This is a genomic window from Gemmatimonadaceae bacterium, from assembly GCA_035533015.1.
In the GTDB taxonomy this organism is placed as follows: Bacteria; Gemmatimonadota; Gemmatimonadetes; order Gemmatimonadales; family Gemmatimonadaceae; genus JAGWRI01.
In genome coordinates, this window is the sequence record DATLUQ010000029.1 from 107,454 (window position 1) to 129,884 (window position 22,431).

Sequence of the window (22,431 nt, forward strand, 5' to 3'; positions counted from 1 at the left end):
GCGTGAACATTCACGAATATCAGGCCAAGGACATTCTGCGCGCTCAGGGCGTGCCGATTCCCCCGGGGGAGGTGGCGACGACCCCCGATCAGGCAGAAGCGATTGCCAGAACCTTCAACACTGCCGTGGTCGTCAAGGCCCAGGTGCACGCGGGTGGGCGGGGCAAGGCGGGCGGAGTGAAACTCGCCAAGGATCCGGCCGAGGCCAAGGCCGTCGCGGCCAAGATTCTGGGCATGCAGATCAAGGGGCTCACCGTTCACAAGGTACTCGTGACGCCTGCCGAGGACATTGCCAGTGAAGCCTACGTCGGCGTGATTCTCGATCGCGCTTCCAAAGCGCCCGTGTTCATGGTGAGCCGCGCGGGCGGCATCGACATCGAAGAGGTTGCCGCCAAGACGCCGGAAAAGATCACGAAGCGGCGCGTCGATACGCGCTACGGGTTGCAGAGCTTCCAGGCCATGGAACTCGGCTTCGCGCTGTATGACGACCTCAAGCAAGCGCGGGCCGCTGCATCGATCATGCAGAAGCTCTACGCCGCGTTCATGAGCAGCGGTGCCTCCCTGGCCGAGATCAACCCGCTCGTCACCACGCCGAACGGCGATGTCGTGGCGCTCGACGCCAAGATGGTCATCGACGACAATGAACTCGACCGCCGCCCCGAGATCGCCGCCCTGCGCGACGACAGCGGCGAAGCGCCCAGCGAGGTCGCCGCCCGCAACGCGAACCTCACGTTCATCAAGCTCGACGGCGACGTGGGTTGCGTGGTCAACGGCGCCGGGCTCGCCATGGCTACCATGGATCTCGTCAAATACTACGGCGGCCACCCCGCCAACTTTCTCGACATCGGCGGCTCGTCCAATCCGGAGAAGGTCGTGAACGCACTCCGCATCATCACCGCCGACCCCAACGTGAAGGCCATTCTCTTCAACATCTTCGGCGGCATCACCCGCACCGACGACGTGGCCAACGGCATCGTGACCGCCACCAAGGCCAATCCGCTCAAGGTGCCGATCGTGATCCGCCTCACCGGCACCAATGAGGACATCGCCGTCAAGATCCTCAAAGCCAATGGGTTCTCGGCCTCGGCCGACATGGACGAAGCGGTGAAGCACGCCGTGGCCCTCGCCAAGGGAGGAAAGGCCGCGTGAGCATCTTCATCGACAACTCCACCACGGTCATCGTACAGGGCATCACGGGTCGCGATGGCTCGTTCCACGCCAAGCAGATGCTGGAGTACGGCACCAGGGTCGTGGGCGGCGTCACGCCCGGCAAGGGCGGCCAGACGTTCGAAAAGACCGTGCCGATCTTCAATACGATGCGCGACGCTGTCGTGGCCACCGGCGCCAACACGAGCGTCGTGTACGTGCCGCCGATGTACGCCGCCGACGCGATCATGGAAGCGGCTGATGCCGGCATCAAATTCATCGTCGCCATCACCGAAGGCGTGCCCGTCCTCGACATGACCAGGGTGTACCCCTTTGTGCAGGAGAAGGGTGCGCGGCTTCTCGGCCCCAATTGCCCGGGCCTCATCACGCCCGGTCAGTGCAAGGTCGGCATCATTCCCGGTCGCATCTGCGCGCCGGGCGATGTCGGCGTCGTGAGCCGGTCCGGCACGCTCACCTACGAGATCGTGTACCAGCTCACCCGCGCGGGTCTCGGCCAATCCACGTGCGTCGGCATCGGCGGCGACCCGATCAACGGCACCAACTTCATCGATTGCCTCGCGGCATTCGAGAAGGACCCGCACACCAAGGCGGTGGCGTTGATGGGTGAGATCGGCGGCACCGACGAGCAGCAGGCCGCCGAGTTCGTCAAGCAACACATGACCAAGCCGGTGGTCGGATTCATTGCCGGGCAGACCGCGCCGCCAGGCCGCCGCATGGGCCACGCCGGCGCCATAATCTCCGGGTCGTCGGGCACCGCGGCTGAGAAGCTCGCCGCGTTCGAGGCGGCCGGCATGGGCGTGGCCAAGCGCCCCATCGATTTCGTGGATCTCATCAGGGCACGCCTCAAGTAGGTGCGCCCGCACGTCGCTTTTTTCACAATGACTCGGAACATTCACCCAATGGCTGCCAACTATACGCTGACCATCGTCAAGCCGGACGCCGTCGGCGCCGGCAAGGCCGGCAAGATCATCGCGCACCTCGAGGCGCAGGGCTTCGTGGTGCGCGCGGCCCGCCTCATGCACCTTACAACCGCGCAGGCGGGCGAGTTCTACGCCGTGCACCGCGAGCGGCCGTTCTATGCGTCGCTGGTCGCCTTCATGACGTCGGGCCCCTGCCTGCCGATGATCCTCGAGAAGGCCGGTGCGGTCGCCGCGCTGCGCAAGGCGATTGGCGCTACCGACCCCGCCGAGGCCGAGGCGGGCACGGTCCGCAAGCTCTACGCCGAGTCCAAGGAGCGGAACGCCATCCACGCCTCGGACAGCGATGAGAACGCCGAGCGCGAGGCCCGCTTCTTCTTCGCGGAGAGCGATACCATCGCCGCACGATAGGATTCCGGCGCGGGGCCGATGTGCCTCCCGCGGGAACCCCTAACTTCACGCGTGGCGCAGACTTGTGAAGCCCCTGCAAGACAAGTAGTTTTGATGGCTATGCTGTCCTTTGACATTCGCGACCTCGAGTCTGCCGCCGTTACCGTAAACGGGGAAGTGCTCCCCGACGACGCCATCTGGCAGGCGGGAGACCCGGTGCCATCGGGCGCCATTCGCGTAGCCGGGCGCCTTTCGGCGGCCGGCGCGGGGCGGTTCTACTGGCACAGCCGCATCGCGGGCACTGCCGTGCTGCCGTGTCGGCGCTGTTTGACTGAAACGTCGGTTGCGGTGGAGGACGAGGCGCACCTCATCTTCGCCGAGGCCGGCGACGCCAAGACCGACGACGAGGTTGACGATCCGGACGTGTACAGGTTCGATCGTCGGGCCAAGGAACTCGATCTGCGCCCGGCGGTGCGCGAACTCTGGCTGATCAACGCGCCGGCGTTCGTCCTCTGCCGGGAGGACTGCCCGGGTCTCTGTCCCACTTGCGGCGCCGATCTCAATGCCGGACCGTGCAGCTGTCCCCCCACGCACGACGCGCGGTGGGACGCCCTGCACAAGCTCGATTCCTCCTCCACGACGTAAATTCCGTTCTGACTCTCTAACGATCCGATCGACCCATGGCCGTCCCGAAGCGCAGAACCTCCAAGCGAAAGAAGCGCGCCCGCAACACGCACAAGAAAGCGGCGCCCATCGCCCTCCAGAAGTGTCCCCGCTGTCAGGCGATGAAGCGCCCCCATCGCGTGTGTGACGAATGCGGGTACTACGCCGGCAAGCAGCGAGTCGCCGCCAGGGAAGCCTGACGTTGGCGCGGATCGCGTTGGACGCCATGGGGGGAGACCACGCCCCACAGGCGACCGTTGCCGGCGCGCTACTCGCCGCCGCCGAGCTCGATCCCTCGCACGCAATCCACCTCGTCGGCCAGGCGGCGCTCATCGAGCGCACGCTCGACGCGCTGCTGCGCGGTGAATACGCCGCGTTCGCCGCGCATCGTGCACGCCTCAACGTCGTCGACGCTCCCGACGTCATCGAGATGGCCGAGAAGCCCAGCGCGGCCATCCGCGGCAAGCCCAACAGCTCCATGATGGTGGGGCTCCGCATGCACGCCGAAGGCCGCTGTGACGCGTTCGTCTCGGCCGGCAACACCGGGGCCCAGATGGCCGCCTCGATGGTCCTCCTCAAGCTGCTCGACGGGCTCAAGCGGCCCGCCATCGTCACGCTCTTTCCCACCGCCCAACAACCCGTCGTTGTGCTCGATTCGGGCGCCAACGTCGACTGCACGGCGGTGGAACTCGTTCAGTTCGCGCGCCTCGGCAGCGTCTACGCCCATGACATGCTCGGCCGCCAGAATCCGGCGGTCGGGCTGCTGAACATCGGCGAGGAAGCGGAGAAGGGAAACGCCGTCTGCAAAGAAGCGCACGCCCTCCTCGCCGAATCCGGCCTCAATTTCGTGGGCAACGTCGAAGGACGCGATCTCCCCGCCGGCCGTAATCATCAGGGCCCGGTCGACGTCGTCGTGTGCGACGGATTCGTGGGCAACGTGGTCCTGAAATTCTACGAAGCCGTCGCGCCGCTCATGGTTGGACTGCTCGTCAAGGCCGGCCTGGAGCAAGAGCGGATCACGGCCGCCCTGCGACAGCTCGACTACTCCGAGTACGGCGGCGCTCCGCTCCTCGGCGTGCGCGGGGTGAGCATCATCTGCCACGGCCGCTCGTCGCCGCGTGCGCTCAAGAACGCGATCAACGTGGCCGTCCAGGCCGTGGAGAGCCGTCTCGTGGACCATATCGGCAACCGGCTGAACGCCGCCGCCGACGGGGCCGCCGCATGAAGCGCCCCATCGCATATTTCGCGTCCACCGGACGCGGCGTGCCCGAGCGCGTGATGACCAACCACGACTTCGCGGCGATCGGCATCGAGACCTCCGACGAGTGGATCGTCGGGCGAACCGGGATCCGCGAGCGCCACATCGCCGCCCCCGGCGAGACCACCTGCACCATGGCAGCGGTCGCGTCGCGGCAGGCCATGGAGCGCGCCGGCGTGCACGCCGGCGACATCGACACGATCGTGCTCAGCACCGCCACGACCGACCGGCTCCTCCCGTCCACGGCCGTGGATCTGCAGGCCGAGTTGGGCGCCTCCCGCGCCGCAGCGTTCGACATCAGCGCCGCCTGCGCCGGGTTCATCTACGGCACCACGGTGGCCGAGGCGATGATCGCCGCCGGCAGCGCCGAGACGGTGCTCGTGGTGAGTGCCGAGCGCATGAGTTCGATCATCGACTGGACCGACCGCGCCACCTGCGTGCTGTTCGGTGACGGCGCCGGCGCGGCGATCGTGCGCCCCGCCGAACGCGACCGCGGCATCCTCGGCTCCTACATCCGCAGCGACGGCACCCTCGCCAACCTGCTGTACCGGCCAGCCGGAGGCGCTGCCCATCCGTTCGACCAGCAGGTACTCGACGACCGCAGCTCCTACGTGAAGATGGCGGGGCGTGAGGTCTTCAAGCACGCCGTGCGGTCCATGGCCGACGCCTGCGACCGTGTGCTCGATGCCGCCAAGCTCACCAGCGCCGATATCGACTTGCTCATTCCGCACCAGGCGAACGTTCGCATCATCGAAGCCACCGCCAAGCACGCCAACATGCCCATGACCAAGGTCTACGTGAACGTGGACCGCTACGGCAACACGTCCTCGGCATCCATCCCGATCGCCCTGGACGAAGCCCTCCAGACGGGGCGAATCAAGGAAGGCAGCACCGTCCTCCTCGTCGGGTTCGGCGCCGGATTCACCTGGGGCTCGATGGTCATCCGGTTCTGAGCATGCGCTTCGTCCTGATCTTTCCAGGGCAGGGCTCGCAGATCCCTGGAATGGGCAAGGATCTGGCGGCCGCATTCCCGGCGGCCCGGAGCGCGTTCGCGGCCGTGGACGACGCACTCGGCGCGCGCATCAGTGCACTCTGCTTCAACGGGCCGGCCGACGAGTTGACCCTCACCCTCAACGCTCAGCCGGCGCTGCTCGCGCACGGCGCCGCAGTGTGGGCCGTAGCCCGCGAGGCGCTGGAGGGCCGCGTGGACGCCGCCGCGGGACACTCGCTGGGCGAGTTCACGGCCTACCACGCCGCCGACGCGCTGACGCTCGGCGCCGCCGCCCGCCTCGTCCGGCGCCGCGGCGAACTCATGTATGAAAGCGGCATCGCCCGTCCCGGCGCCATGGCGGCGATCCTCGGCGAGACCCTCGAGCCGATCGCGGCCATTTGCGCGCAGGCCACCCGCGAGGCGGGACTCGTCGTGCCGGCCAACTATAACTCGCGCGAGCAGGTCGTGATCAGCGGCGAACCGGCCGGCGTGGACCGCGCGATGGCATTGGCTAGGGAGTTGGGAGCGAAGCGCGCCATCAAACTCAACGTGAGTGGCGCCTTTCATTCGCCCCTCATGGAAACAGCTTTAGATGGCTTTTCCCAAGCCATTGACAAGTCGTGCTTTACGGAGGCACGCTTTCCGGTGTACTCCAATGTCACGGCCGACGCCGGTATTTCCGCGGGACGAGCGCGCGCGCTGCTGGCCAGGCAACTCACGAACCCCGTGCGGTGGACCGACGAGATTTCTACCATGGCGGCTGCGCACCCCGACTCGACGTACGTGGAAATGGGCCCCGGCACGGTGCTCGTGGGGCTGCTCAAGAAGATCGCGCCGCAACTCCGGACGATGAGTTGCGGCGGCCCCGCCGACATCGACAAGCTCATGGAGATCGCGGCCGCATGAACATCGACCTCACGGGAAAGTCGGCCCTGGTCACGGGAAGCACCCGCGGTATCGGGCGGGCGATCGCCGATGCGCTGGCCGGCTGCGGCGCGCGGGTCGGCGTCGTTGGGCGCGACCCGGCGCGGGCCCATGAGGCCGCCGCTGCCATCTCGCCCAATGCGCGCGGATTCGCTTGCGACGTGGGCGACACCGCGTCGGTTGCGGCTCTGGTGGCCGCAGCCGAGGAGGCATTCGGCGGGCTCGACATCCTGGTCAACAACGCTGGCATCACGCGGGACAACGTGCTCTTCCGCCTCAAGGACGATGACTGGGACGCGGTGCTGGACGCCAATCTGCGGGGGGCGTTCGCGAGCATGCGGGCCGCGGCGCGGGGCATGATGAAGCGCCGCTGGGGGCGGATCATCAACATCTCCAGCATCGTGGGCCTCGTGGGGAACAAGGGGCAGGCGAATTACGCGGCCAGCAAGGCGGGGCTGGTCGGGCTCACCAAGTCGGTGGCCAAGGAGCTGGCCTCGCGCAACGTGCTGGCCAATGTGGTCGCGCCGGGCTTCATCCTGACCGACATGACCGCGGCGATGACCCCCGAAGCCCGCAGCGCGCTCGCGCAGCAGATTCCGTTGGAACGACTGGGCACGCCCGAGGATATTGCGGGCGTGGTGGCGTTCCTGGCGTCGGACCACGCGTCGTACATCACGGGGCAGGTTGTCGTGGTGGACGGCGGCATGGTCATGTGACTCACAGGTGTGATTCGTCGCTGCTAGATTACTCTGATTGACCACCCTTTCCGGAGAGCCACGTCCCATGGCTGACAATGCACAGAAGGTCCGCGACATCATCGAGAAGGAGCTTGGCGTGGAGCGCGAGAAACTCACCAACGAGGCGAGTTTCATCGAGGACCTCGGCGCCGACAGCCTCGACATCGTCGAACTCGTGATGGAATTCGAGAAGGAGTTCAACATCGACATCCCCGACGAGGACGCCGAGAAGCTGCGCACCGTGGGTGATGCGGTCGCGTACCTGAACCAGAAGGTTGGCGGCTGATGAAGCGTCGGGTCGTCGTCACCGGCATCGGGGCGATCACGCCCGTCGGCAATGACGTGGCGACGACGTGGCGGGGGCTCGTGGACGGCCTGTCGGGCGCGGCCCCGATCACGAAGTTCGACGCCTCCACCTTTCCCGTGCGTTTCGCATGCGAGGTGAAGGGGTTCGATCCGCTGACGTACATGGACCGCAAGGAAGCCAAACGCTCCGATCAGTACTCGCAGTACGCCATCGCCAGCGCCTTCCAGGCGATGACCGACGCGGGGCTGGGAGACGTGTTGAGCGGTGAACTCTCCGAGCGCACCGGCGTGATCCTCGGGAGTGGCATCGGCGGCCTCAAGAGCTTCGAGGAACAGCACGACCAGTACCGGGAGCGGGGCGCGAGCAAGATCAGCCCGTTCTTCATTCCGATGTTCATCGCCGACATCGCTGCGGGCTTGGTGTCCATGCGCTTCAAGGCCCGCGGCCCGAACTACGCCACGGTGAGCGCGTGCTCCACCGGTGCGCACGCGATCGGCGAAGCCTATCGGACCATCCAGTACGGCGACGCCGATGTGATGCTGAGCGGCGGCACCGAGGCCACGGTGACCCCGATGGCGATCGGCGGATTCGCCAACATGAAGGCGCTTTCCGAACGCAATGATTCCCCGGCCACGGCGTCGCGCCCGTTCGACCTCACGCGCGACGGATTCGTGATGGGTGAGGGATGCGGCATCGTCGTCCTGGAGGAGCTGGAGCACGCCCGGCGCCGCGGCGCCAGGATCTACGGTGAGATCGTCGGCTACGGCGCCACCGCCGACGCCCACCACCTCACGGCGCCCGCGCCCGACGGCGAAGGAGCGCAACGGGCCATGCGACGCGCCCTCGCCGATGCCGGCCTCACCACCGCCGACATCCAATACATCAACGCGCACGGCACCTCCACCCCAGCCGGCGACATCGCCGAGACGTCGGCCATCGAGAAGGTCTTCGGCTCGCATGCGGCCGGGCTCAACGTCAGCTCCACGAAGTCAGCCACCGGGCACATGCTCGGCGCGGCCGGCGCCGTGGAGTTCATCATCACCACCCTCGCCGTGCGCGACGGCATCGTGCCGCCGACGATCAATTATCAAACGCCCGACCCGGACATCAGGCTCAACATCACGCCCAACACAGCGGTGAAGCGTCCGATGACCGCGGCCCTCAGTAACAACTTCGGATTCGGCGGCCACAACGTCACGCTCGCCGTTCGCAATTGGGAGGAATGAGCCCGTGCCAGCCGACTCCGACCTCGTCATCGATCGCCACCGCATCACCGATCGCGCGCTGCTGCCCATTGCCGATAAGGTGGAGCAGGGCGCGCGGCTCACCCCGAACGACGGGCTGACCCTTTTCCGCACGCCCGATCTCCTCGGGCTCGGAACCCTCGCTGACGCACGTAATCGCGCGCTCCACGGCGACCGCGTGATGTTCGCCGCCAACCAGCACATCAACCCCACCAACGTCTGCATCCTCCGCAAGACGTGCGTGTTCTGCTCCTACGCCCGGCTTCCCAAGGAGGACGGCGCGTACCGCTACACGCTGGAGCAGGTGCTGGCCGAGTCGGACGACGCCAACAGCACGCTCACGCGAGAGTTCCACATCGTGGGCGGCCTCGACATGCAGGCGGGCCTCGCGTACTACGCCGACATGTTCCGCGCCCTCAAGGCGCGCCACCCGCACGTGCACATCAAGGCGCTCACCGCCGTGGAGATCGCCCACATCGCGCGCATCGAGAAGATGTCGGTGCAAGACGTGCTCATCGCCCTGCGCGAGGCCGGCCTCGACACCATGCCGGGCGGCGGCGCCGAAGTGTTCAGCCCCGGCGTGCGAGCGACGATCGCCGACAAGAAGCTGGCCGGCGAGGAATGGATCGGCGTGCACCGCGAGGCGCACCAACTCGGCATCCGCACCAACTGCACGATGCTCTACGGCCACGTCGAAACGCTCGAGGACCGGATCCACCACCTGTCCATGCTGCGTGAACTGCAGAGTGAGACCGGCGGGTTTCTGGCCTACATCCCCCTCGCCTACCACCCGGACAACAACGAACTGGGCGAGACGCTCCACCGCCAAGGCACCGCGACGTCGGGGTTCGACGACCTCCGCAACCTCGCCGTCGGCCGCCTGTTCCTCGACAACATCCCGCATATCAAGACGCACTGGGTGATGGTCACCCCATTCCTTTCCCAGACCGCGCTCGCCTTTGGCGTGAACGACATGGAAGGAACGATGGTCCGCGAAAAGGTCTACCACGAGGCAGGCGCCCATACGGCGCAGGCCATGCCCCTCGAGGGTCTGCTGCGCCTCATTCGAGGCGCCGGCAAAGTGCCGGTGGAGCGGGACTCGCTCTACAATGTGGTGCGCACCTTCGACGACGACCGCGTCCCCTCGGCCCACCAGGCGGCGTAGATGCGCATCGGCCGCATTCCCTACATCAACTGCTACCCGGTCTACGGGGCGATCGATCGCGGCATCGTCCCCCTGGACGGCGAATTGGTGGACGGCGTCCCCACGGTGCTCAATCGTGGCATGCGCGACGGAACGCTCGACGTGAGCGTGATCTCGGCGGTGGAATACGCCGCCGACGCATCACGCTACCTGCTGCTCCCCGATCTTGGCATCACGAGCGACGGTCCGGTGCGCAGCGTCGTCATGTTCTCCAAGCGGCCGGCCGAGGCACTCTCCGGGCAACGCGTGCTCGTGAGCCGCAGTTCCATGACCAGCGTTGCGCTCCTCGAACTGCTGTTCGAGCACGTGTGGCACGCCACCCCCCAGTTCGTACCCGCCGACGCCGAGATGTCCGACGTCGAGTCATTCGAGCGCGACCCGCACGAGGCGCGACTCGTGATCGGCGACGCCGCGCTCCTGCTCCATACCAGGCTCCACGCGCCCGGCGACGCGCCGCTCGCCCGGCCCAGCGACTACCAGCACGCCTACGACCTGGGCGCCGAATGGAAGCGGTGGACCGGCCTCCCGTTCGTGTTTGCCGTGTGGGTGGCGCAACGCACTGCCGATGTGCAACAGGCGCTGGCCGCGCACGGCCGCCTCATCACCTCACGCGACTGGGGGCTGGCCCACCTCGATACGCTCGCCGCCCAGGCCTCGCTCGCCACCGGGGTGGCGCGTTCGGTGTGCCTCGAATACCTCTCCGGCCTCGACTACCGGCTGTCGTACAGCCACCTGGCCGGCCTCACGGAATTCTTCCGCCGGCTGGTGGCGGCGGGCCGCGTCCCCGATGGCTCGCTCCGTTTCCTCCCCGCGGCCTAGACGGTACCGCTATGCGCGATCTTCTGGACTTCTATACCAATGCCCCGCTGCTCGAACTCGGCGCCGAAGCCGATCGCGTGCGGCGCCAGCAACATCCCGACGACATCGTCACCTTCATCGTCGACCGCAATATCAATTACACCAACGTGTGCGTGGCCGACTGCGGGTTCTGCGCGTTCTACCGCCGCCCCAAGCACGCCGAAGGATGGACGCTGTCGTACGAGCAGATCGGCGCCAAGATCGAGGAGGCCAAAGCCCTCGGCGCGGTGCAGATCCTCATGCAGGGCGGGCACAACCCGTACATCCCGTTCGAGTGGTACCTCGACCTGCTGCGCTACATCAAGCGGAATCACCCCATCCACATCCACGGCTTCAGCCCGAGTGAGGTGGATTTCTTCGCCAAGCTGTTCCGGCTCGACGCGCGCGACGTGATCCGCGAACTGATGAAGGCGGGACTCGACTCCATCCCCGGCGGCGGCGGCGAGATCCTCGTCCAACGGGTGCGCGACCAGGTGGCCCGCAAGAAGGCCGGCGCCGACCGCTGGCTCGAAATCATGGAGATGGCCCACGAGGCGGGGATGAGAACCTCGGTCACCATGATGTACGGCATCGGCGAGACCCTGGCCGAGCGCATCGAGCACCTGGAACGCGTGCGCGACGTGCAGTCGCGCACCCACGGCTTCACGGCGTTCATTTGCTGGCCGCTCCAGCCGGAGAACACGCCCCAGATGTCCCACATGCCCAAAACGGACGCCGTGGACTACCTGCGCACGGTAGCCATGGCGCGCGTTGTGCTCGACAACGTGCCCAACCTGCAGGCCAGTTGGGTCACGATGGGAATGAAGGTCGGCCAGATCGCCCTCCGGTTCGGCTGCAATGATTTCGGATCGCTCATGATCGAGGAGAACGTCGTCTCGGCAGCCAATACCACCTTCCGGACGACCACCGACGAAATGGAACGGCTGATCCGTGACGCCGGCTTCACTCCCGCACGACGGCGCCAGGACTACTCGATCATCCCCCTGCGTGCGGATGCCGCGGCGTAGCCGGCGCGGCCGCACCCCGCGGCCGGCCGGCCGCCGCTCCCGCTCCGTGGTCGCCGCATGACCCGCACCGGCATCGGATACGATTCGCACCGCTTCGCCCCCCCGGGACCGATGGTCCTCGGCGGGGTCACGATCGAGAGCGACGTGCGCCTCGCCGGCCACTCCGATGGCGACGCCGTGGCCCACGCCGTGACCGACGCCGTGCTCGGCGCCGCCTCGCTCGGCGACATCGGGCACCTCTTTCCCGATCACGATCCGGCCAACGAGAACCGTGACTCGATCGAGATGCTTCGCATCGCCGTCGACCGTATACACCAGGCTGGCTGGCGCGTCCAACAGGTCGACGTCGTCGTCGTCGCGGAATATCCGCGGGTAGGCCCGCACCGCGACGCCATGCGCACCTGCCTGGCCGACGCGCTCGGCGTCACCCTCGCCGACGTCAGCGTCAAGGGCAAGTCCAACGAGGGGATGGGCTGGATCGGCCGCGGCGAGGGGCTCGCCTGCATCGCGACCGCAAGCATCGTCCGCGCGGCCTGAGGCCGTGAACCCCTCGACGGTGCTCGATTGGCTCGGGGCATTGCCCCTCGGGACGTTGTACGTCGTGCTCGCCGCCTTTGCCGCCGCTGAGAACGTCTTTCCACCGCTCCCCGCCGATTCGGTGGTCGCAATAGGCAGTTTTCTCGCTGCCCGAGGTCAGGGCACCGCGTTCGCCGCCTTTGCCGCCGTCCTCGCCGGGAATCTCGCGGGCGCTATGGCCACGTACGCCGTGGGCCGGCGGTACGGAGCCGACCGGCTCGAGCGGCGGATGTTCGGCAACCGGGCGGCGGAAGTCGACGCGCAGCTCGATGCCTATTACGGGCGGTACGGGCTGGCGGCGCTCTTTCTCGGGCGGTTCATACCGGGGGTGCGCGCCCTCGTGCCTCCATTCGCGGGCGCGCTTCGCGTTCCGCCGCTCACTGCGGCGCTGCTCATCGGCCTCGCGTCCGCCATCTGGTACGGCACGGTGAGCTACGTCGGATTCACGCTCGGCGCCGACTGGCCAACCGTGGCCCGCGCCCTGTCGCGCGAGGGCAGGACCGTGGCCGCCATCGCGGCCGTGCTCGCGCTCGGACTGGCCACCATGTGGTACCTGCGGTGGAGGAAGCAGTGACGGACGAGGGCATCGCTCGAGCGTTCTTGCTGGAGCGGTTCACCGACTATCTGTCGCTGGAGCAGGGGGCCTCGCCACGCACGCAGGAGGCGTACGCCCGTGATGTGGGCCGAATGGCCGAATTCGCCACTGCCAGCGGGGCCAAACAGCCGGCCGATGTCACCCCCAAGTTGCTCCGCGAGTTCATGTACCACCTCAAGGACCTCGGGCTCGCGCCCGCATCCATCCGCCGCGGTGTGTCCGGCGTTCGCACCTACTTCCGGTTCCTGCTCGCCGACGGGCTGCTGCTCCAGGACCCCAGCGAGCGGCTGGAGACACCCAAGAAGTGGCGCACGCTTCCCGACGTGCTCACCGTGGCGGACGTCGCCAGCCTGCTCGCCGCTCCGACGATGGACGATCCGCTCTACTTCCGCGACCGCGCGATGCTCGAACTCGCGTACGGGGCGGGGCTGCGTGTTTCGGAGTGGATCACGATCGGGATCAAGGATCTGCTGTTCGACCAGGGAGTGGTGCGCGTCCTGGGCAAGGGGAACAAGGAGCGCCTCGTGCCCCTGGGCCGGAACGCGATCGCCACGCTCGCGATCTACCTCCGCGAGCTACGGCCCAAGTTGGAGCGCGGCGCCGGCAAAGGAGCGCTTTTTCTGAACGCGCGCGGCGAACCGCTCACCCGCATGGGTGCCTGGAAGATTCTCCGGAAATACGTCGAGCGGGCGGGCATAGAGAAACACGTGTCGCCCCACACGCTGCGTCACTCGTTCGCCACGCACCTGCTGGAAGGGGGGGCCGACCTGCGCGCCGTCCAGGAAATGCTCGGCCATTCCGATATCTCCACCACACAGATCTATACGCACGTCGACCGGGAGTACCTGCGGAGCGTGCACCGGCAGTATCATCCCCGGGCATGATCTCGCTCTCACCGCTGCGCCCATGATTCTCGTCATCGACAACTACGACTCGTTCACCTACAACCTCGTCCAGTATCTGGGCGAGCTGGGCGCCGACCTCGTGGTCCGCCGCAACGACGCGATCACGGTGGACGAGGTGGGCACGCTGGCGCCCACGGCCATCGTCCTGTCGCCCGGACCCTGCGCCCCCGCGCAGGCCGGCATCACGGTGGACACCGTCCGCCGCTGGGGATCGTCGATTCCGATGCTCGGCGTCTGCCTGGGCCATCAGGCGATCGGCGAGGCGTATGGGGGGCGCGTGGTGCGGGCCAGCCACGTCATGCACGGAAAGACATCGCAGGTGATTCATACCGGCACGGGAGTGTTCGTCGGACTGCCCAGTCCGTTCGAGGTCATGCGCTACCACTCGTTGGTCGTCGAGTCGGCGTCGCTCCCGGCGTCCCTCGAAGTTGTGGCCCGATCGGCCAGCGACCCGACCGAGATCCAGGGGATGCGCCACCGCGAGCACCCCGTATTCGGGGTCCAGTTCCACCCGGAATCGATCAAGACGGAGCAGGGCAAGGCGATCCTGCGCAACTTCCTCGAGCTGGCCATCGGTCGCGTGTAGAACGGAGCGCGACCGGGCCCGCGGATCGTCCAAAGTGGCGGTCCGGCCCACATTTGCGTTGCGTCGGGCGAATCGATATCTTAGCTGGCGTGAATCTTGCGGCTGATCGCGCGGTCTTGCGCCGCCCATGAGGACGCTTGCCGTCATCCCAGCTCGTCTGGGCGCGACGCGCCTCCCCCGCAAACCCCTCCGCCTCCTCGCCGGTCTCCCCCTCGTGGTCCGCGTCTGGGAGCGCGTGCGCGACACGGGATTGGCCGAGCGGTGCGTGGTCGCCACCGACAGCGACGAGGTGGCCCAGGCCGTTCAGCGGCACGGCGGTGACGCCGTGATGACTTCGCCCGACCACCTGTCGGGCACCGACCGGGTGGCCGAGGTGGCGGCGCGGGCGGAATTCGCCGCCTACGACACCGTGCTCAACGTACAAGGAGATGAGCCGTTCGTGGCCGTGGAGGCCCTGAACGGCGCGGTGGACATGGTGGAGGTGCACGGATTCCCGCTGGGGACGGCGGCGGCCATGGCGGGCCTCGAGGTTCTCCAGGATCCGAATGTGGTCAAAGTCGTCGCGGCCGACGACGGGCGGGCCATGTATTTTTCACGTGCGGCCATTCCCTTCCTTCGCGACCGCAGCGATGCCGCGCTGCTCCGCGATCGGATCTGGCGGCACGTCGGCGTCTACGCCTACTCTCGCGATGCGTTGGCGCGATGGGTGGCCCTGCCGCCGCACCCGTTGGAGCGTGTCGAACGTCTGGAGCAGTTGCGGCCTCTGGCTGCGGGGCTGGCCATGGGGGTGGCACGCATCGCCGATGCGGCATCGAGCGGTATCGATACGGAAGACGACCTGACGAGAGCGAACGTCGAGTGGACGAACACACACCCGGGGACGACCTGATGCCAGCAATCGCGACCCAGCACACCACGAAGTTCATCTTCGTCACGGGCGGAGTCGTATCGTCGTTGGGCAAGGGCATCGCGGCCGCGTCGCTCGGCCGGTTGCTCGTGGAACGCGGCCTGCGCGTGTCGATGATGAAGTTCGATCCCTATATCAACGTCGACCCCGGCACGATGTCGCCGTTCCAGCATGGCGAGGTGTTCGTCACCGACGACGGCGCCGAGACGGACCTCGACCTCGGCCATTACGAGCGGTTCATCGATCGCGCCCTCTCGCAGGCAAATAACGTCACCACCGGACGCATCTATCTCAACGTGATCACCAAGGAACGCCGCGGGGAGTATCTCGGCTCCACGGTGCAGGTCATTCCGCACATCACCGATGAGATCAAGGCCGCGATGCGGCGCATCGCCCCCGACAACGACGTGGTCATCGTCGAGATCGGCGGTACGGTGGGCGATATCGAGTCGCTGCCCTTCCTCGAGGCCATCCGCCAGTTCCGGCACGATGTGGGGCGCGAGAACGCCATCTTCGTCCACCTCACGCTCATTCCCTACATCGCGGCCGCCGGCGAACTCAAGACCAAGCCCACGCAGCACTCGGTGCGCGAGCTGATGGAGATCGGGATCCAGCCGGATCTGCTCATCGTCCGCACCGAGCGCCCCATCTCCGACGAACTCAAACGCAAGATCGCGCTGTTCTGCAACGTCGAGTTCGGCTGTGTGATCGAGAGTCCCGACGTGCGCACGATCTACCAGATTCCACTCTCTTTTCACGATCAGGGCTTCGACGAGATGGTCCTGCAGAAGCTCGGCATCGAGCGCCCCGAGCCCGACCTCTCGGCGTGGCGCGGCATGGTCGAGCGCATCCTCGCGCCGCGCGAGCGCGTGCGCATCGCCGTCGTCGGCAAGTACACCGAGTTCGTGGACAGCTACAAGAGCGTGCAGGAAGCGCTCATTCACGGCGGCATCGCCAACGACGTCGGCGTGGACATCCACTGGGTCTCCAGCGATGCCTTCACGTCGCAGGAACGCGCCGCCGAACTGCTCCACGGCTACGACGGGGTGCTCGTGCCGGGCGGGTTCGGGGTGCGCGGCGTCGAGGGCATGGTCGAGGCCATTCGGTACGCCCGCGAGTCCGGACTCCCGTTCTTCGGCATCTGCCTGGGCATGCAGGTGGCGATCATCGAGTTCGCGCGCAACGTGTGCGCGTTGGACGACAGCCATTCGTCCGAGTTCGCCCCGCAGTGCGACAACCCCGTGATCGCGCTCATGGAATCGCAGCAGCACCTCACCGACATGGGCGGTACGATGCGCCTCGGCGCCTATCCCTGCCGGCTCACGCGCGGTTCCAGGACGGCCGAGATCTATGGCGTAGCCGAGGTGAGCGAACGGCACCGGCACCGCTACGAAGTCGCGAACGCGTACCGCGACCTGTTCACGCAGAAGGGCCTCCGGCTCTCGGGGCTCAGCCCCGACGGCCAACTCGTCGAGATCGTGGAGTTGCCGTCGCACCCGTGGTTCGTCGGCTGCCAGTTCCATCCGGAGCTCAAGTCGCGGCCCATGCGTCCGCATCCGTTGTTCGCCGGATTCATCGCGGCCGCGTACCGCGCCAAACATGGCGGCGCCCAGAACACCGAGCACGGCAGGCTCGTCGAGGCGACGGACTGACGTGACGCGAGCATTCCCCGCCGACGCGTTCTTTCTCATCGCCGGTCCCTGCGTGCTCGAGGACGACGCGCTCAACCTGCGCGTCGCCGACCACCTCGCGGCGCTCGCCGAACGCGTGCCGGGCGGCATCATCTACAAGGCCTCATTCGACAAGGCCAACCGGTCCAACGCCGCGGCGCATCGCGGCCCCGGGCTCGACGAGGGCCTGGCGGCCCTCGACCGCGTGCGCCGCGCCACCGGGCTGCGTATCCTCACCGACGTCCACCTGCCGGAGCAGTGCGGCGCCGCCGCCCAGGTGGCCGACGTGCTGCAGATCCCCGCATTCCTCTGCCGCCAGACCGACTTGCTCGTGGCCGCTGGTGCTACCGGCAAGCCCGTGAACATCAAGAAGGGCCAGTGGATGCATCCCGAGGGGATGCGCGGCGCCGTGGACAAGGTCCGCGGCGCGAGCACCCCGGTGCCTGAGGTCGCGGTCACCGAGCGCGGCACCTTTTTCGGATACGGCGACCTCGTGGTAGACATGCGCGACTTCAAGCGCATGCGCGAAGCCTGCGATGCGCCCACGATCTTCGACGCCACCCACAGCGTGCAGCAGCCGGGCCGTGGGGAGGGAGGCGCCAGCGGCGGCGCCCGCGAATTCGTGCCGCCCCTCGCCCTCGCCGCCGTCGCGGCCGGCGCCAACGGGATGTTCATGGAAACCCACCCCGATCCCGATCACGCCCCAAGCGACGGCCCCAACATGATGCCCCTCGAGCAGCTCGACGCCCTCGTCGAGCGCGCCGTGGCGCTCTGGGCGCTGGTCCGCGCATGATCGACCGTGCCCTCGCGCGCCGCATCAAGCTCGTCGCCCTCGACGTCGACGGCGTGCTCACCGACGGCGGCATCTACCTCGGCGCGGTGCAGGGACAGCCCCTGGAGTTCAAGCGCTACGACATCCAGGACGGACTCGGCATCCACCTCATGCGCCGGGCCGGCCTGCACGTGGTCATCGTCACCGGCCGCGTGTCGGAGAGCGTGCGCCTGCGCGCCGCCGAGATGGAGATCGATGACGTGGCCCAAGTGGTCGACGCGCACAAGCTCCCCGCGCTCACCACGATCCTCCAGCGGCGCGCGGTCGCGCCCGCCGACGTGGCGTTCGTGGGTGACGACTTTCCCGACCTGGCCGCGATGCGTACGGTGGGCCTCGCCGTGGCCGTCGGCAATGCGGTGCCGGAGGTGAAGCGCGAGGCCGCCTTCGTCCTCGCCTGCCGCGGCGGCCACGGCGCCGTGCGCGAATTCGCCGAGGTGCTGCTCCGCGCGCGCGGCGAATGGGACGCATTGTGGGGCACCTACGTCGAAGAGCGCTCGACGCAGGGAGCCGAGGTCCCATGACGCGCGACGAGATCGTCGCCATGGGGCGGCGCGTCCTGCGCCTCGAATCGGAGGCTCTGGCGGTTGCCGAGTCCCGGCTGGGCGACACCTTCGCCGGCGCCGTGGCACTCATCGCCGGTTCCCGTGGCCGCGTGATCGTGGCCGGCGTCGGGAAGTCCGGACTCATCGGACGCAAGATCGCCGCCACGCTCACCTCGACCGGCACGCCGGCCAGCTTCCTCCATCCGGTGGACAGCGTCCATGGCGACCTCGGCATCGTCGGCGCCGACGACGTGGCCATACTGATTTCCAAAAGCGGCGAGTCCGACGAACTGCTCGGCCTGCTCGAGCACCTCAAGGGACTCGGCGTGGGGCTGATCGCCATCACCGCCGATGGCACGTCCACGTTGGCCACCCTCTCGGACCTCTGGCTCGATGGCTGGGTAAAGGAGGAAGCGTGCCCGCACGATCTGGCGCCGACCACCAGCACCACGGTGGCGTTGGCGCTCGGCGACGCGCTCGCCGTGGCGCTGCTCGACGTCAAGGGATTCCGCCGGGAGGACTTCGCGCGGCTCCATCCCGGCGGCCCGCTGGGGCGCAAGCTGCTCACGCGGGTGCAGGATGTGATGCTGCGGGACGACCTTCCGATATTACGGAATGGTGATACGATGCGGCAGGCCATCGTGATGCTGGCCGAGCGGCGCGGCATCGCGCTGCGGCTGGACGACCGCGACCAACTGGAAGGACTCATGACGGCGGGGGACCTGACGCGAATGATGGAGCGAGAAACCGACATCCTCGCGCTGCCGATCGACCGTGTGCTCACCCGCGCGCCGAAGACGGCGCATGCCGATGAACTCGCCAGCGCTGTGGTATTTCGCATGGAGCAGCACGGCATCATGGCCATGCCGGTCGTCGACGACGACCGCCGGGTGGTGGGCGTCGTCCATCTGCACGACCTCATGCGGGCCCGGGTCCGGTGAAGCGCGCCTCCGCCCTCGTCCTCATCGCGGCCGCGACCGCGGTGGTCGCCGCCGCGGGCTGCGCCCGCCCCGCCGCGCCTCCCCTCACCCACACCCCCTCGCTCGTCGACAGCGCCGAACAGGTCCTGTTCGGCGTCTCGGGCGTGCTTACCAACGAAGGCGTCGCGCGCGGCACCATGACCGCCGACACGGCGTTCGTGTTCCACGATCAGACCCAATTCGACTTCCGGAACGTCAAGGTCAACTTCCGCGATACGACCGGCAAACCCAGTGGCACCATGCGCGCCGACAGCGGGCGCTACGACATGCGCACGCAGGTGCTCGAAGGGTGGGGCCACGTCGTCATCACCAGCACCGACGGGAAGCAGCTCGACACGCCTCAGCTGCGCTACAACCAGGCGACCGACGTCATCACCAGCGATACGTCCTTCGTCCTCACCCAGGCCGACCGGGTGCAGCGCGGGATCGGTCTCGTCACCGACCCCAATCTCAACCACATCCGCATCCTCCGCGCCGCGACCCAGTCGGGCACCGTCACCAGCTTCCCCGACCATTGATGCCCGCCGTTCGGTTCGCCCTGGTCGCGGCCGCCCTCCTGTTCCCGGCCGCTGCCGCCGCACAGAATACCGGCGGTACCCGGTGCAATGCCGTGAACACGGCGAATACGCGCCAAGTCATGGATAAGCAGCCCAGCGGCAAGTACAACACGTACATGGGCGGCGGCGTGGTCGTGCACTGTCCGGCCAAGCAGATCACGCTCCGCGCCGACAGCATGGAGCAGTACGGTGACGAAGAGCGTTTCTACTTCGTCGGCCACGTGTACTACCGGGAACCGCGGTTCAACCTTCATTCCGATTTTCTCAACTACTACATGACCGAGGAGCGGATCGTCGCCACCGGAAACGTCGACGCCACCATGCCCAACGGGTCCCGGCTCCGGGGACCGGTGGCGACCTACCTGCGGCCGATCCCCAAACGGCGCCCCCTGGCGCAACTGAGCGCCGACCAACGCCCGACCATCACGCTCGTCCAGCAGGATTCCTTGGGCCGCCCGCAGCCGCCCATGCAGGTCGTGGCCAACAACGTGTTCATGAATGGCGACAGCCTCGTCTACGCCGGCGGCCACGTCGTGATCACGCGCCAGGAGTTCACCGCCAGTGGCGACTCGATGTTCCTGGACGGCCAGAAGGAGATCATGCACCTCATGCGCGATCCGAAGATCGAAGGCCGGAGCGGGACCAACCCGTTCACCCTCGTCGGGCTGCTCATCGATCTCTACTCGCGGAACCGCAAGCTCTACCGCGTCATCGCCCGGGGGAAAGGCGTGGCCACGAGTAAGGACATCGTCCTCCACGCCGACACCATCGATCTCCGCGTCACCGATGACGTGCTGCAGCGGGCCGTGGCCTGGGGCCCGGGGCGGGCCAGCGCCAAGAGCCCCGTCGACAGCCTGCGCGCCGACTCCATCAACGTCGTCATGCCCGGCCAGCAGGTGCGGGAGATCCACGCCGTGGGAACGGCGTATGCGGAGAGCAAGCCGGACACCGTGAAGTTCCGCACCAAGGAGATGGACTGGATGAAGGGCGACACGATCATCGCCTACTTCGATTCCCTCCCGCCCAAGGACACCACGCACTCACCCGCCATCCGGCGCCTCGTGGCCATCGATAGCGCGTCGGCGTACTACAACATGCCGCCGCGCGATACGACGATCTGCACGCCCGCCATCAACTACTCCAAGGGACAGCGCATCACCGTCACGTTCGGCGCCAAGGGCGTCAAGACGGTGGACGTCAGCGGCCAGACACAGGGCATCCTCGCCGAACCGGATGCTGCCGATACGCTCAACACCACCATGTGCGGCAAGCCGCCCATCAAGAAGCCGCCCGCCAAGAAGCCAGGCGGCGAGACGCCGAAACCCGCCGCCAAACGCGGGGGCGGCCGTGCGCTCGCCGCTCCCATTCCCGATCACCGCCGATGAGCGACTCCGCCACCCCCGACACCATCGCCGCGCTCGTCGAGCGCCTCGCGCACGGAGACCGCTCCACCGCGCTCGCCGTCCACGCATTGCTCAGCGCAGCCGACGATCGCGGTGCCGCCGTCTTCGACCGCGTCGCGATGGCGTACCGCGACGACCACCTGGCTGCGCTCCGCGCCGCGGGCCGCGACGCCGATCGCGAAGCCGGTCGCCTGAGCCTCGACGAGGTGCGCGAATATCTGGCCCACTCCCTCTTTCCCCGTCTGAGCGGAGAAGGGATCGTCCGCCTCCCGCCCGAAGGGCTGATCGACCCCGACGCGACGCTGCGATTCACCGACGCCGTCTGGCACGACATCGTCGCCAGCCGCGCTGAACTCACCGCCGCCATGCGACAGACGGGCGAGCAGCCAGCCGCGACCGGCGACAATGTCGCGATCCCCGTCGGTGAGCACGTCGTGCCCGGGGGGAGTCGACTCGCCGCCGAGGGACTGGTCAAGGTGTACCGCCGCCGCCGCGTCGTGAACGACGTCGCGGTGCACCTGCAGCAGGGCGAGATCGTCGGGCTGCTCGGCCCCAACGGGGCGGGGAAGACCACCACCTTCTACATGATCGTCGGCCTCATCCAGCCCCTCTCGGGACGCATCCTGTTCGACGGCGCCGACATCACCAACATGCCCATGTACAAGCGCGCGCGCTTGGGCATCGGCTACCTGTCGCAGGAGCCGTCCATCTTTCGCAAGCTGTCGGTGGAGGACAACATCCTGGCGATCCTCCAGACGCTCTCCATCTCCACCGCCGACCGCGAGCGGCGGCTCGAGACCCTGCTCGATGAACTGGGGATCAAGCACCTGCGAAAGCAGAAGGCCTACGCCCTGTCCGGCGGCGAGCGCCGCCGGCTGGAAATCACCCGCGCCCTGGTGACCGAACCCAAGTTCATGATGCTCGACGAGCCGTTCGCGGGCGTCGATCCAATCGCCGTCCACGACATCCAGACCATCGTCGCCCGCCTCCGGAACCGCAACATCGGGGTCCTCATCTCGGACCACAATGTGGAGCAGACCCTGGACATCGTCGACCGCGCGTACATCATGTTCGATGGACAGGTGAAGGTATCGGGCTCGGTCCGGGAGTTGGTGTTCGACGATACCGTGGCCGATATCTACCTGGGTCCCACCCTTACGGCGCGCCTCCGATCGCGCTTCGCCTCCGCCGGCGTTTGAGCCGCCTCCCCGA

General features: G+C 67.5%; 26 protein-coding genes. All 26 read left to right on the forward strand.

The window, feature by feature from the left end; all coding sequences use genetic code 11:
• Positions 1–2 precede the first annotated feature (2 nt).
• The 26 genes from sucC to lptB all read left to right on the forward strand — a co-directional run bounded on the left by sucC (position 3) and on the right by lptB (position 22,418).
• Positions 3–1,148, forward strand: a complete 1,146-nt coding sequence (gene sucC, locus VNF92_06280) for an ADP-forming succinate--CoA ligase subunit beta (GenBank protein HVA57479.1) — start codon at positions 3–5, stop codon at positions 1,146–1,148.
• Complete coding sequence (gene sucD / locus VNF92_06285; GenBank protein HVA57480.1) at positions 1,145–2,017, forward strand: succinate--CoA ligase subunit alpha; 873 nt, start codon at positions 1,145–1,147, stop codon at positions 2,015–2,017. The genes sucC and sucD overlap by 4 nt, the downstream gene beginning before the upstream one ends.
• A gap of 48 nt (positions 2,018–2,065) precedes the next feature.
• The gene (ndk, locus tag VNF92_06290) at positions 2,066–2,494 is read left to right on the forward strand and encodes a nucleoside-diphosphate kinase (protein HVA57481.1); all 429 of its coding nucleotides are present in this window, start codon (positions 2,066–2,068) and stop codon (positions 2,492–2,494) included.
• 93 nt (positions 2,495–2,587) lie between these two features.
• Entirely contained in the window at positions 2,588–3,118 is a 531-nt protein-coding gene (locus VNF92_06295; protein ID HVA57482.1) for a DUF177 domain-containing protein, read from the forward strand.
• Between the two features lie 35 nt (positions 3,119–3,153).
• A complete protein-coding gene (gene rpmF, locus VNF92_06300; protein HVA57483.1) occupies positions 3,154–3,336 on the forward strand; it encodes a 50S ribosomal protein L32 in 183 nt (60 codons plus the stop codon).
• Positions 3,337–3,338: 2 nt separating this feature from the next.
• A complete protein-coding gene (gene plsX, locus VNF92_06305; GenBank protein ID HVA57484.1) occupies positions 3,339–4,361 on the forward strand; it encodes a phosphate acyltransferase PlsX in 1,023 nt (340 codons plus the stop codon).
• Positions 4,358–5,347 (forward strand): beta-ketoacyl-ACP synthase III, encoded by a 990-nt coding sequence (locus VNF92_06310; GenBank protein ID HVA57485.1) that lies wholly within the window; start codon positions 4,358–4,360, stop codon positions 5,345–5,347. The genes plsX and VNF92_06310 overlap by 4 nt, the downstream gene beginning before the upstream one ends.
• Before the next feature lie 2 nt (positions 5,348–5,349).
• Positions 5,350–6,291, forward strand: coding sequence for an ACP S-malonyltransferase (gene fabD / locus VNF92_06315; GenBank protein HVA57486.1), 942 nt, complete (start codon positions 5,350–5,352; stop codon positions 6,289–6,291).
• Positions 6,288–7,025: a 3-oxoacyl-[acyl-carrier-protein] reductase gene (gene fabG, locus VNF92_06320; GenBank protein HVA57487.1), complete on the forward strand. Its 738-nt coding sequence runs from the start codon at positions 6,288–6,290 to the stop codon at positions 7,023–7,025. The genes fabD and fabG overlap by 4 nt, the downstream gene beginning before the upstream one ends.
• A gap of 67 nt (positions 7,026–7,092) precedes the next feature.
• Complete coding sequence (locus VNF92_06325; protein HVA57488.1) at positions 7,093–7,332, forward strand: acyl carrier protein; 240 nt, start codon at positions 7,093–7,095, stop codon at positions 7,330–7,332.
• Positions 7,332–8,579: a beta-ketoacyl-ACP synthase II gene (gene fabF / locus VNF92_06330; GenBank protein ID HVA57489.1), complete on the forward strand. Its 1,248-nt coding sequence runs from the start codon at positions 7,332–7,334 to the stop codon at positions 8,577–8,579. The genes VNF92_06325 and fabF overlap by 1 nt, the downstream gene beginning before the upstream one ends.
• Before the next feature lie 4 nt (positions 8,580–8,583).
• Complete coding sequence (mqnE, locus tag VNF92_06335; protein ID HVA57490.1) at positions 8,584–9,762, forward strand: aminofutalosine synthase MqnE; 1,179 nt, start codon at positions 8,584–8,586, stop codon at positions 9,760–9,762.
• Entirely contained in the window at positions 9,763–10,620 is an 858-nt protein-coding gene (locus tag VNF92_06340) for a menaquinone biosynthesis protein (protein HVA57491.1), read from the forward strand.
• Between the two features lie 11 nt (positions 10,621–10,631).
• Positions 10,632–11,666, forward strand: coding sequence for a cyclic dehypoxanthinyl futalosine synthase (gene mqnC / locus VNF92_06345; protein ID HVA57492.1), 1,035 nt, complete (start codon positions 10,632–10,634; stop codon positions 11,664–11,666).
• A 57-nt stretch (positions 11,667–11,723) separates the two neighbouring features.
• A complete protein-coding gene (gene ispF, locus VNF92_06350) occupies positions 11,724–12,203 on the forward strand; it encodes a 2-C-methyl-D-erythritol 2,4-cyclodiphosphate synthase (GenBank protein ID HVA57493.1) in 480 nt (159 codons plus the stop codon).
• Positions 12,204–12,207: 4 nt separating this feature from the next.
• The gene (locus VNF92_06355) at positions 12,208–12,816 is read left to right on the forward strand and encodes a DedA family protein (protein ID HVA57494.1); all 609 of its coding nucleotides are present in this window, start codon (positions 12,208–12,210) and stop codon (positions 12,814–12,816) included.
• The gene (gene xerD, locus VNF92_06360) at positions 12,813–13,721 is read left to right on the forward strand and encodes a site-specific tyrosine recombinase XerD (protein HVA57495.1); all 909 of its coding nucleotides are present in this window, start codon (positions 12,813–12,815) and stop codon (positions 13,719–13,721) included. Before VNF92_06355 ends, xerD begins: the two co-directional genes overlap by 4 nt.
• Before the next feature lie 22 nt (positions 13,722–13,743).
• The gene (locus VNF92_06365) at positions 13,744–14,328 is read left to right on the forward strand and encodes an aminodeoxychorismate/anthranilate synthase component II (GenBank protein ID HVA57496.1); all 585 of its coding nucleotides are present in this window, start codon (positions 13,744–13,746) and stop codon (positions 14,326–14,328) included.
• A 127-nt stretch (positions 14,329–14,455) separates the two neighbouring features.
• Positions 14,456–15,217, forward strand: a complete 762-nt coding sequence (gene kdsB / locus VNF92_06370) for a 3-deoxy-manno-octulosonate cytidylyltransferase (protein HVA57497.1) — start codon at positions 14,456–14,458, stop codon at positions 15,215–15,217.
• A complete protein-coding gene (locus VNF92_06375; GenBank protein HVA57498.1) occupies positions 15,217–16,887 on the forward strand; it encodes a CTP synthase in 1,671 nt (556 codons plus the stop codon). The genes kdsB and VNF92_06375 overlap by 1 nt, the downstream gene beginning before the upstream one ends.
• A 1-nt stretch (position 16,888) precedes the next feature.
• Positions 16,889–17,698 carry a 3-deoxy-8-phosphooctulonate synthase gene (kdsA, locus tag VNF92_06380; GenBank protein ID HVA57499.1) on the forward strand — a complete coding sequence of 270 codons (810 nt, stop codon included), beginning with the start codon at positions 16,889–16,891 and terminating at the stop codon, positions 17,696–17,698.
• A complete protein-coding gene (locus tag VNF92_06385) occupies positions 17,695–18,258 on the forward strand; it encodes an HAD hydrolase family protein (protein HVA57500.1) in 564 nt (187 codons plus the stop codon). The genes kdsA and VNF92_06385 overlap by 4 nt, the downstream gene beginning before the upstream one ends.
• The gene (locus tag VNF92_06390) at positions 18,255–19,220 is read left to right on the forward strand and encodes a KpsF/GutQ family sugar-phosphate isomerase (protein HVA57501.1); all 966 of its coding nucleotides are present in this window, start codon (positions 18,255–18,257) and stop codon (positions 19,218–19,220) included. Before VNF92_06385 ends, VNF92_06390 begins: the two co-directional genes overlap by 4 nt.
• Positions 19,217–19,777, forward strand: a complete 561-nt coding sequence (gene lptC / locus VNF92_06395) for an LPS export ABC transporter periplasmic protein LptC (protein HVA57502.1) — start codon at positions 19,217–19,219, stop codon at positions 19,775–19,777. Before VNF92_06390 ends, lptC begins: the two co-directional genes overlap by 4 nt.
• Positions 19,777–21,201 (forward strand): hypothetical protein, encoded by a 1,425-nt coding sequence (locus VNF92_06400; protein ID HVA57503.1) that lies wholly within the window; start codon positions 19,777–19,779, stop codon positions 21,199–21,201. The genes lptC and VNF92_06400 overlap by 1 nt, the downstream gene beginning before the upstream one ends.
• Positions 21,198–22,418 carry an LPS export ABC transporter ATP-binding protein gene (gene lptB, locus VNF92_06405; protein HVA57504.1) on the forward strand — a complete coding sequence of 407 codons (1,221 nt, stop codon included), beginning with the start codon at positions 21,198–21,200 and terminating at the stop codon, positions 22,416–22,418. Before VNF92_06400 ends, lptB begins: the two co-directional genes overlap by 4 nt.
• The last annotated feature ends 13 nt before the right edge of the window (positions 22,419–22,431 follow it).

Bases quoted from the DNA above. Each gene is read 5' to 3' on its own strand.
- fabF (HVA57489.1), top strand. From the start codon at position 7,332: ATGAAGCGTCGGGTCGTCGTCACCGGCATCGGGGCGATCACGCCCGTC.
- ndk (HVA57481.1), top strand. From the start codon at position 2,066: ATGGCTGCCAACTATACGCTGACCATCGTCAAGCCGGACGCCGTCGGC.
- VNF92_06385 (HVA57500.1), top strand. From the start codon at position 17,695: ATGATCGACCGTGCCCTCGCGCGCCGCATCAAGCTCGTCGCCCTCGAC.
- VNF92_06295 (HVA57482.1), top strand. From the start codon at position 2,588: ATGGCTATGCTGTCCTTTGACATTCGCGACCTCGAGTCTGCCGCCGTT.
- lptB (HVA57504.1), top strand. From the start codon at position 21,198: ATGAGCGACTCCGCCACCCCCGACACCATCGCCGCGCTCGTCGAGCGC.
- VNF92_06340 (HVA57491.1), top strand. From the start codon at position 9,763: ATGCGCATCGGCCGCATTCCCTACATCAACTGCTACCCGGTCTACGGG.
- VNF92_06375 (HVA57498.1), top strand. From the start codon at position 15,217: ATGCCAGCAATCGCGACCCAGCACACCACGAAGTTCATCTTCGTCACG.
- VNF92_06390 (HVA57501.1), top strand. From the start codon at position 18,255: ATGACGCGCGACGAGATCGTCGCCATGGGGCGGCGCGTCCTGCGCCTC.
- fabG (HVA57487.1), top strand. From the start codon at position 6,288: ATGAACATCGACCTCACGGGAAAGTCGGCCCTGGTCACGGGAAGCACC.
- VNF92_06310 (HVA57485.1), top strand. From the start codon at position 4,358: ATGAAGCGCCCCATCGCATATTTCGCGTCCACCGGACGCGGCGTGCCC.
- rpmF (HVA57483.1), top strand. From the start codon at position 3,154: ATGGCCGTCCCGAAGCGCAGAACCTCCAAGCGAAAGAAGCGCGCCCGC.
- fabD (HVA57486.1), top strand. From the start codon at position 5,350: ATGCGCTTCGTCCTGATCTTTCCAGGGCAGGGCTCGCAGATCCCTGGA.
- kdsB (HVA57497.1), top strand. From the start codon at position 14,456: ATGAGGACGCTTGCCGTCATCCCAGCTCGTCTGGGCGCGACGCGCCTC.
- VNF92_06400 (HVA57503.1), top strand. From the start codon at position 19,777: ATGCCCGCCGTTCGGTTCGCCCTGGTCGCGGCCGCCCTCCTGTTCCCG.
- VNF92_06325 (HVA57488.1), top strand. From the start codon at position 7,093: ATGGCTGACAATGCACAGAAGGTCCGCGACATCATCGAGAAGGAGCTT.
- VNF92_06365 (HVA57496.1), top strand. From the start codon at position 13,744: ATGATTCTCGTCATCGACAACTACGACTCGTTCACCTACAACCTCGTC.
- mqnC (HVA57492.1), top strand. From the start codon at position 10,632: ATGCGCGATCTTCTGGACTTCTATACCAATGCCCCGCTGCTCGAACTC.
- ispF (HVA57493.1), top strand. From the start codon at position 11,724: ATGACCCGCACCGGCATCGGATACGATTCGCACCGCTTCGCCCCCCCG.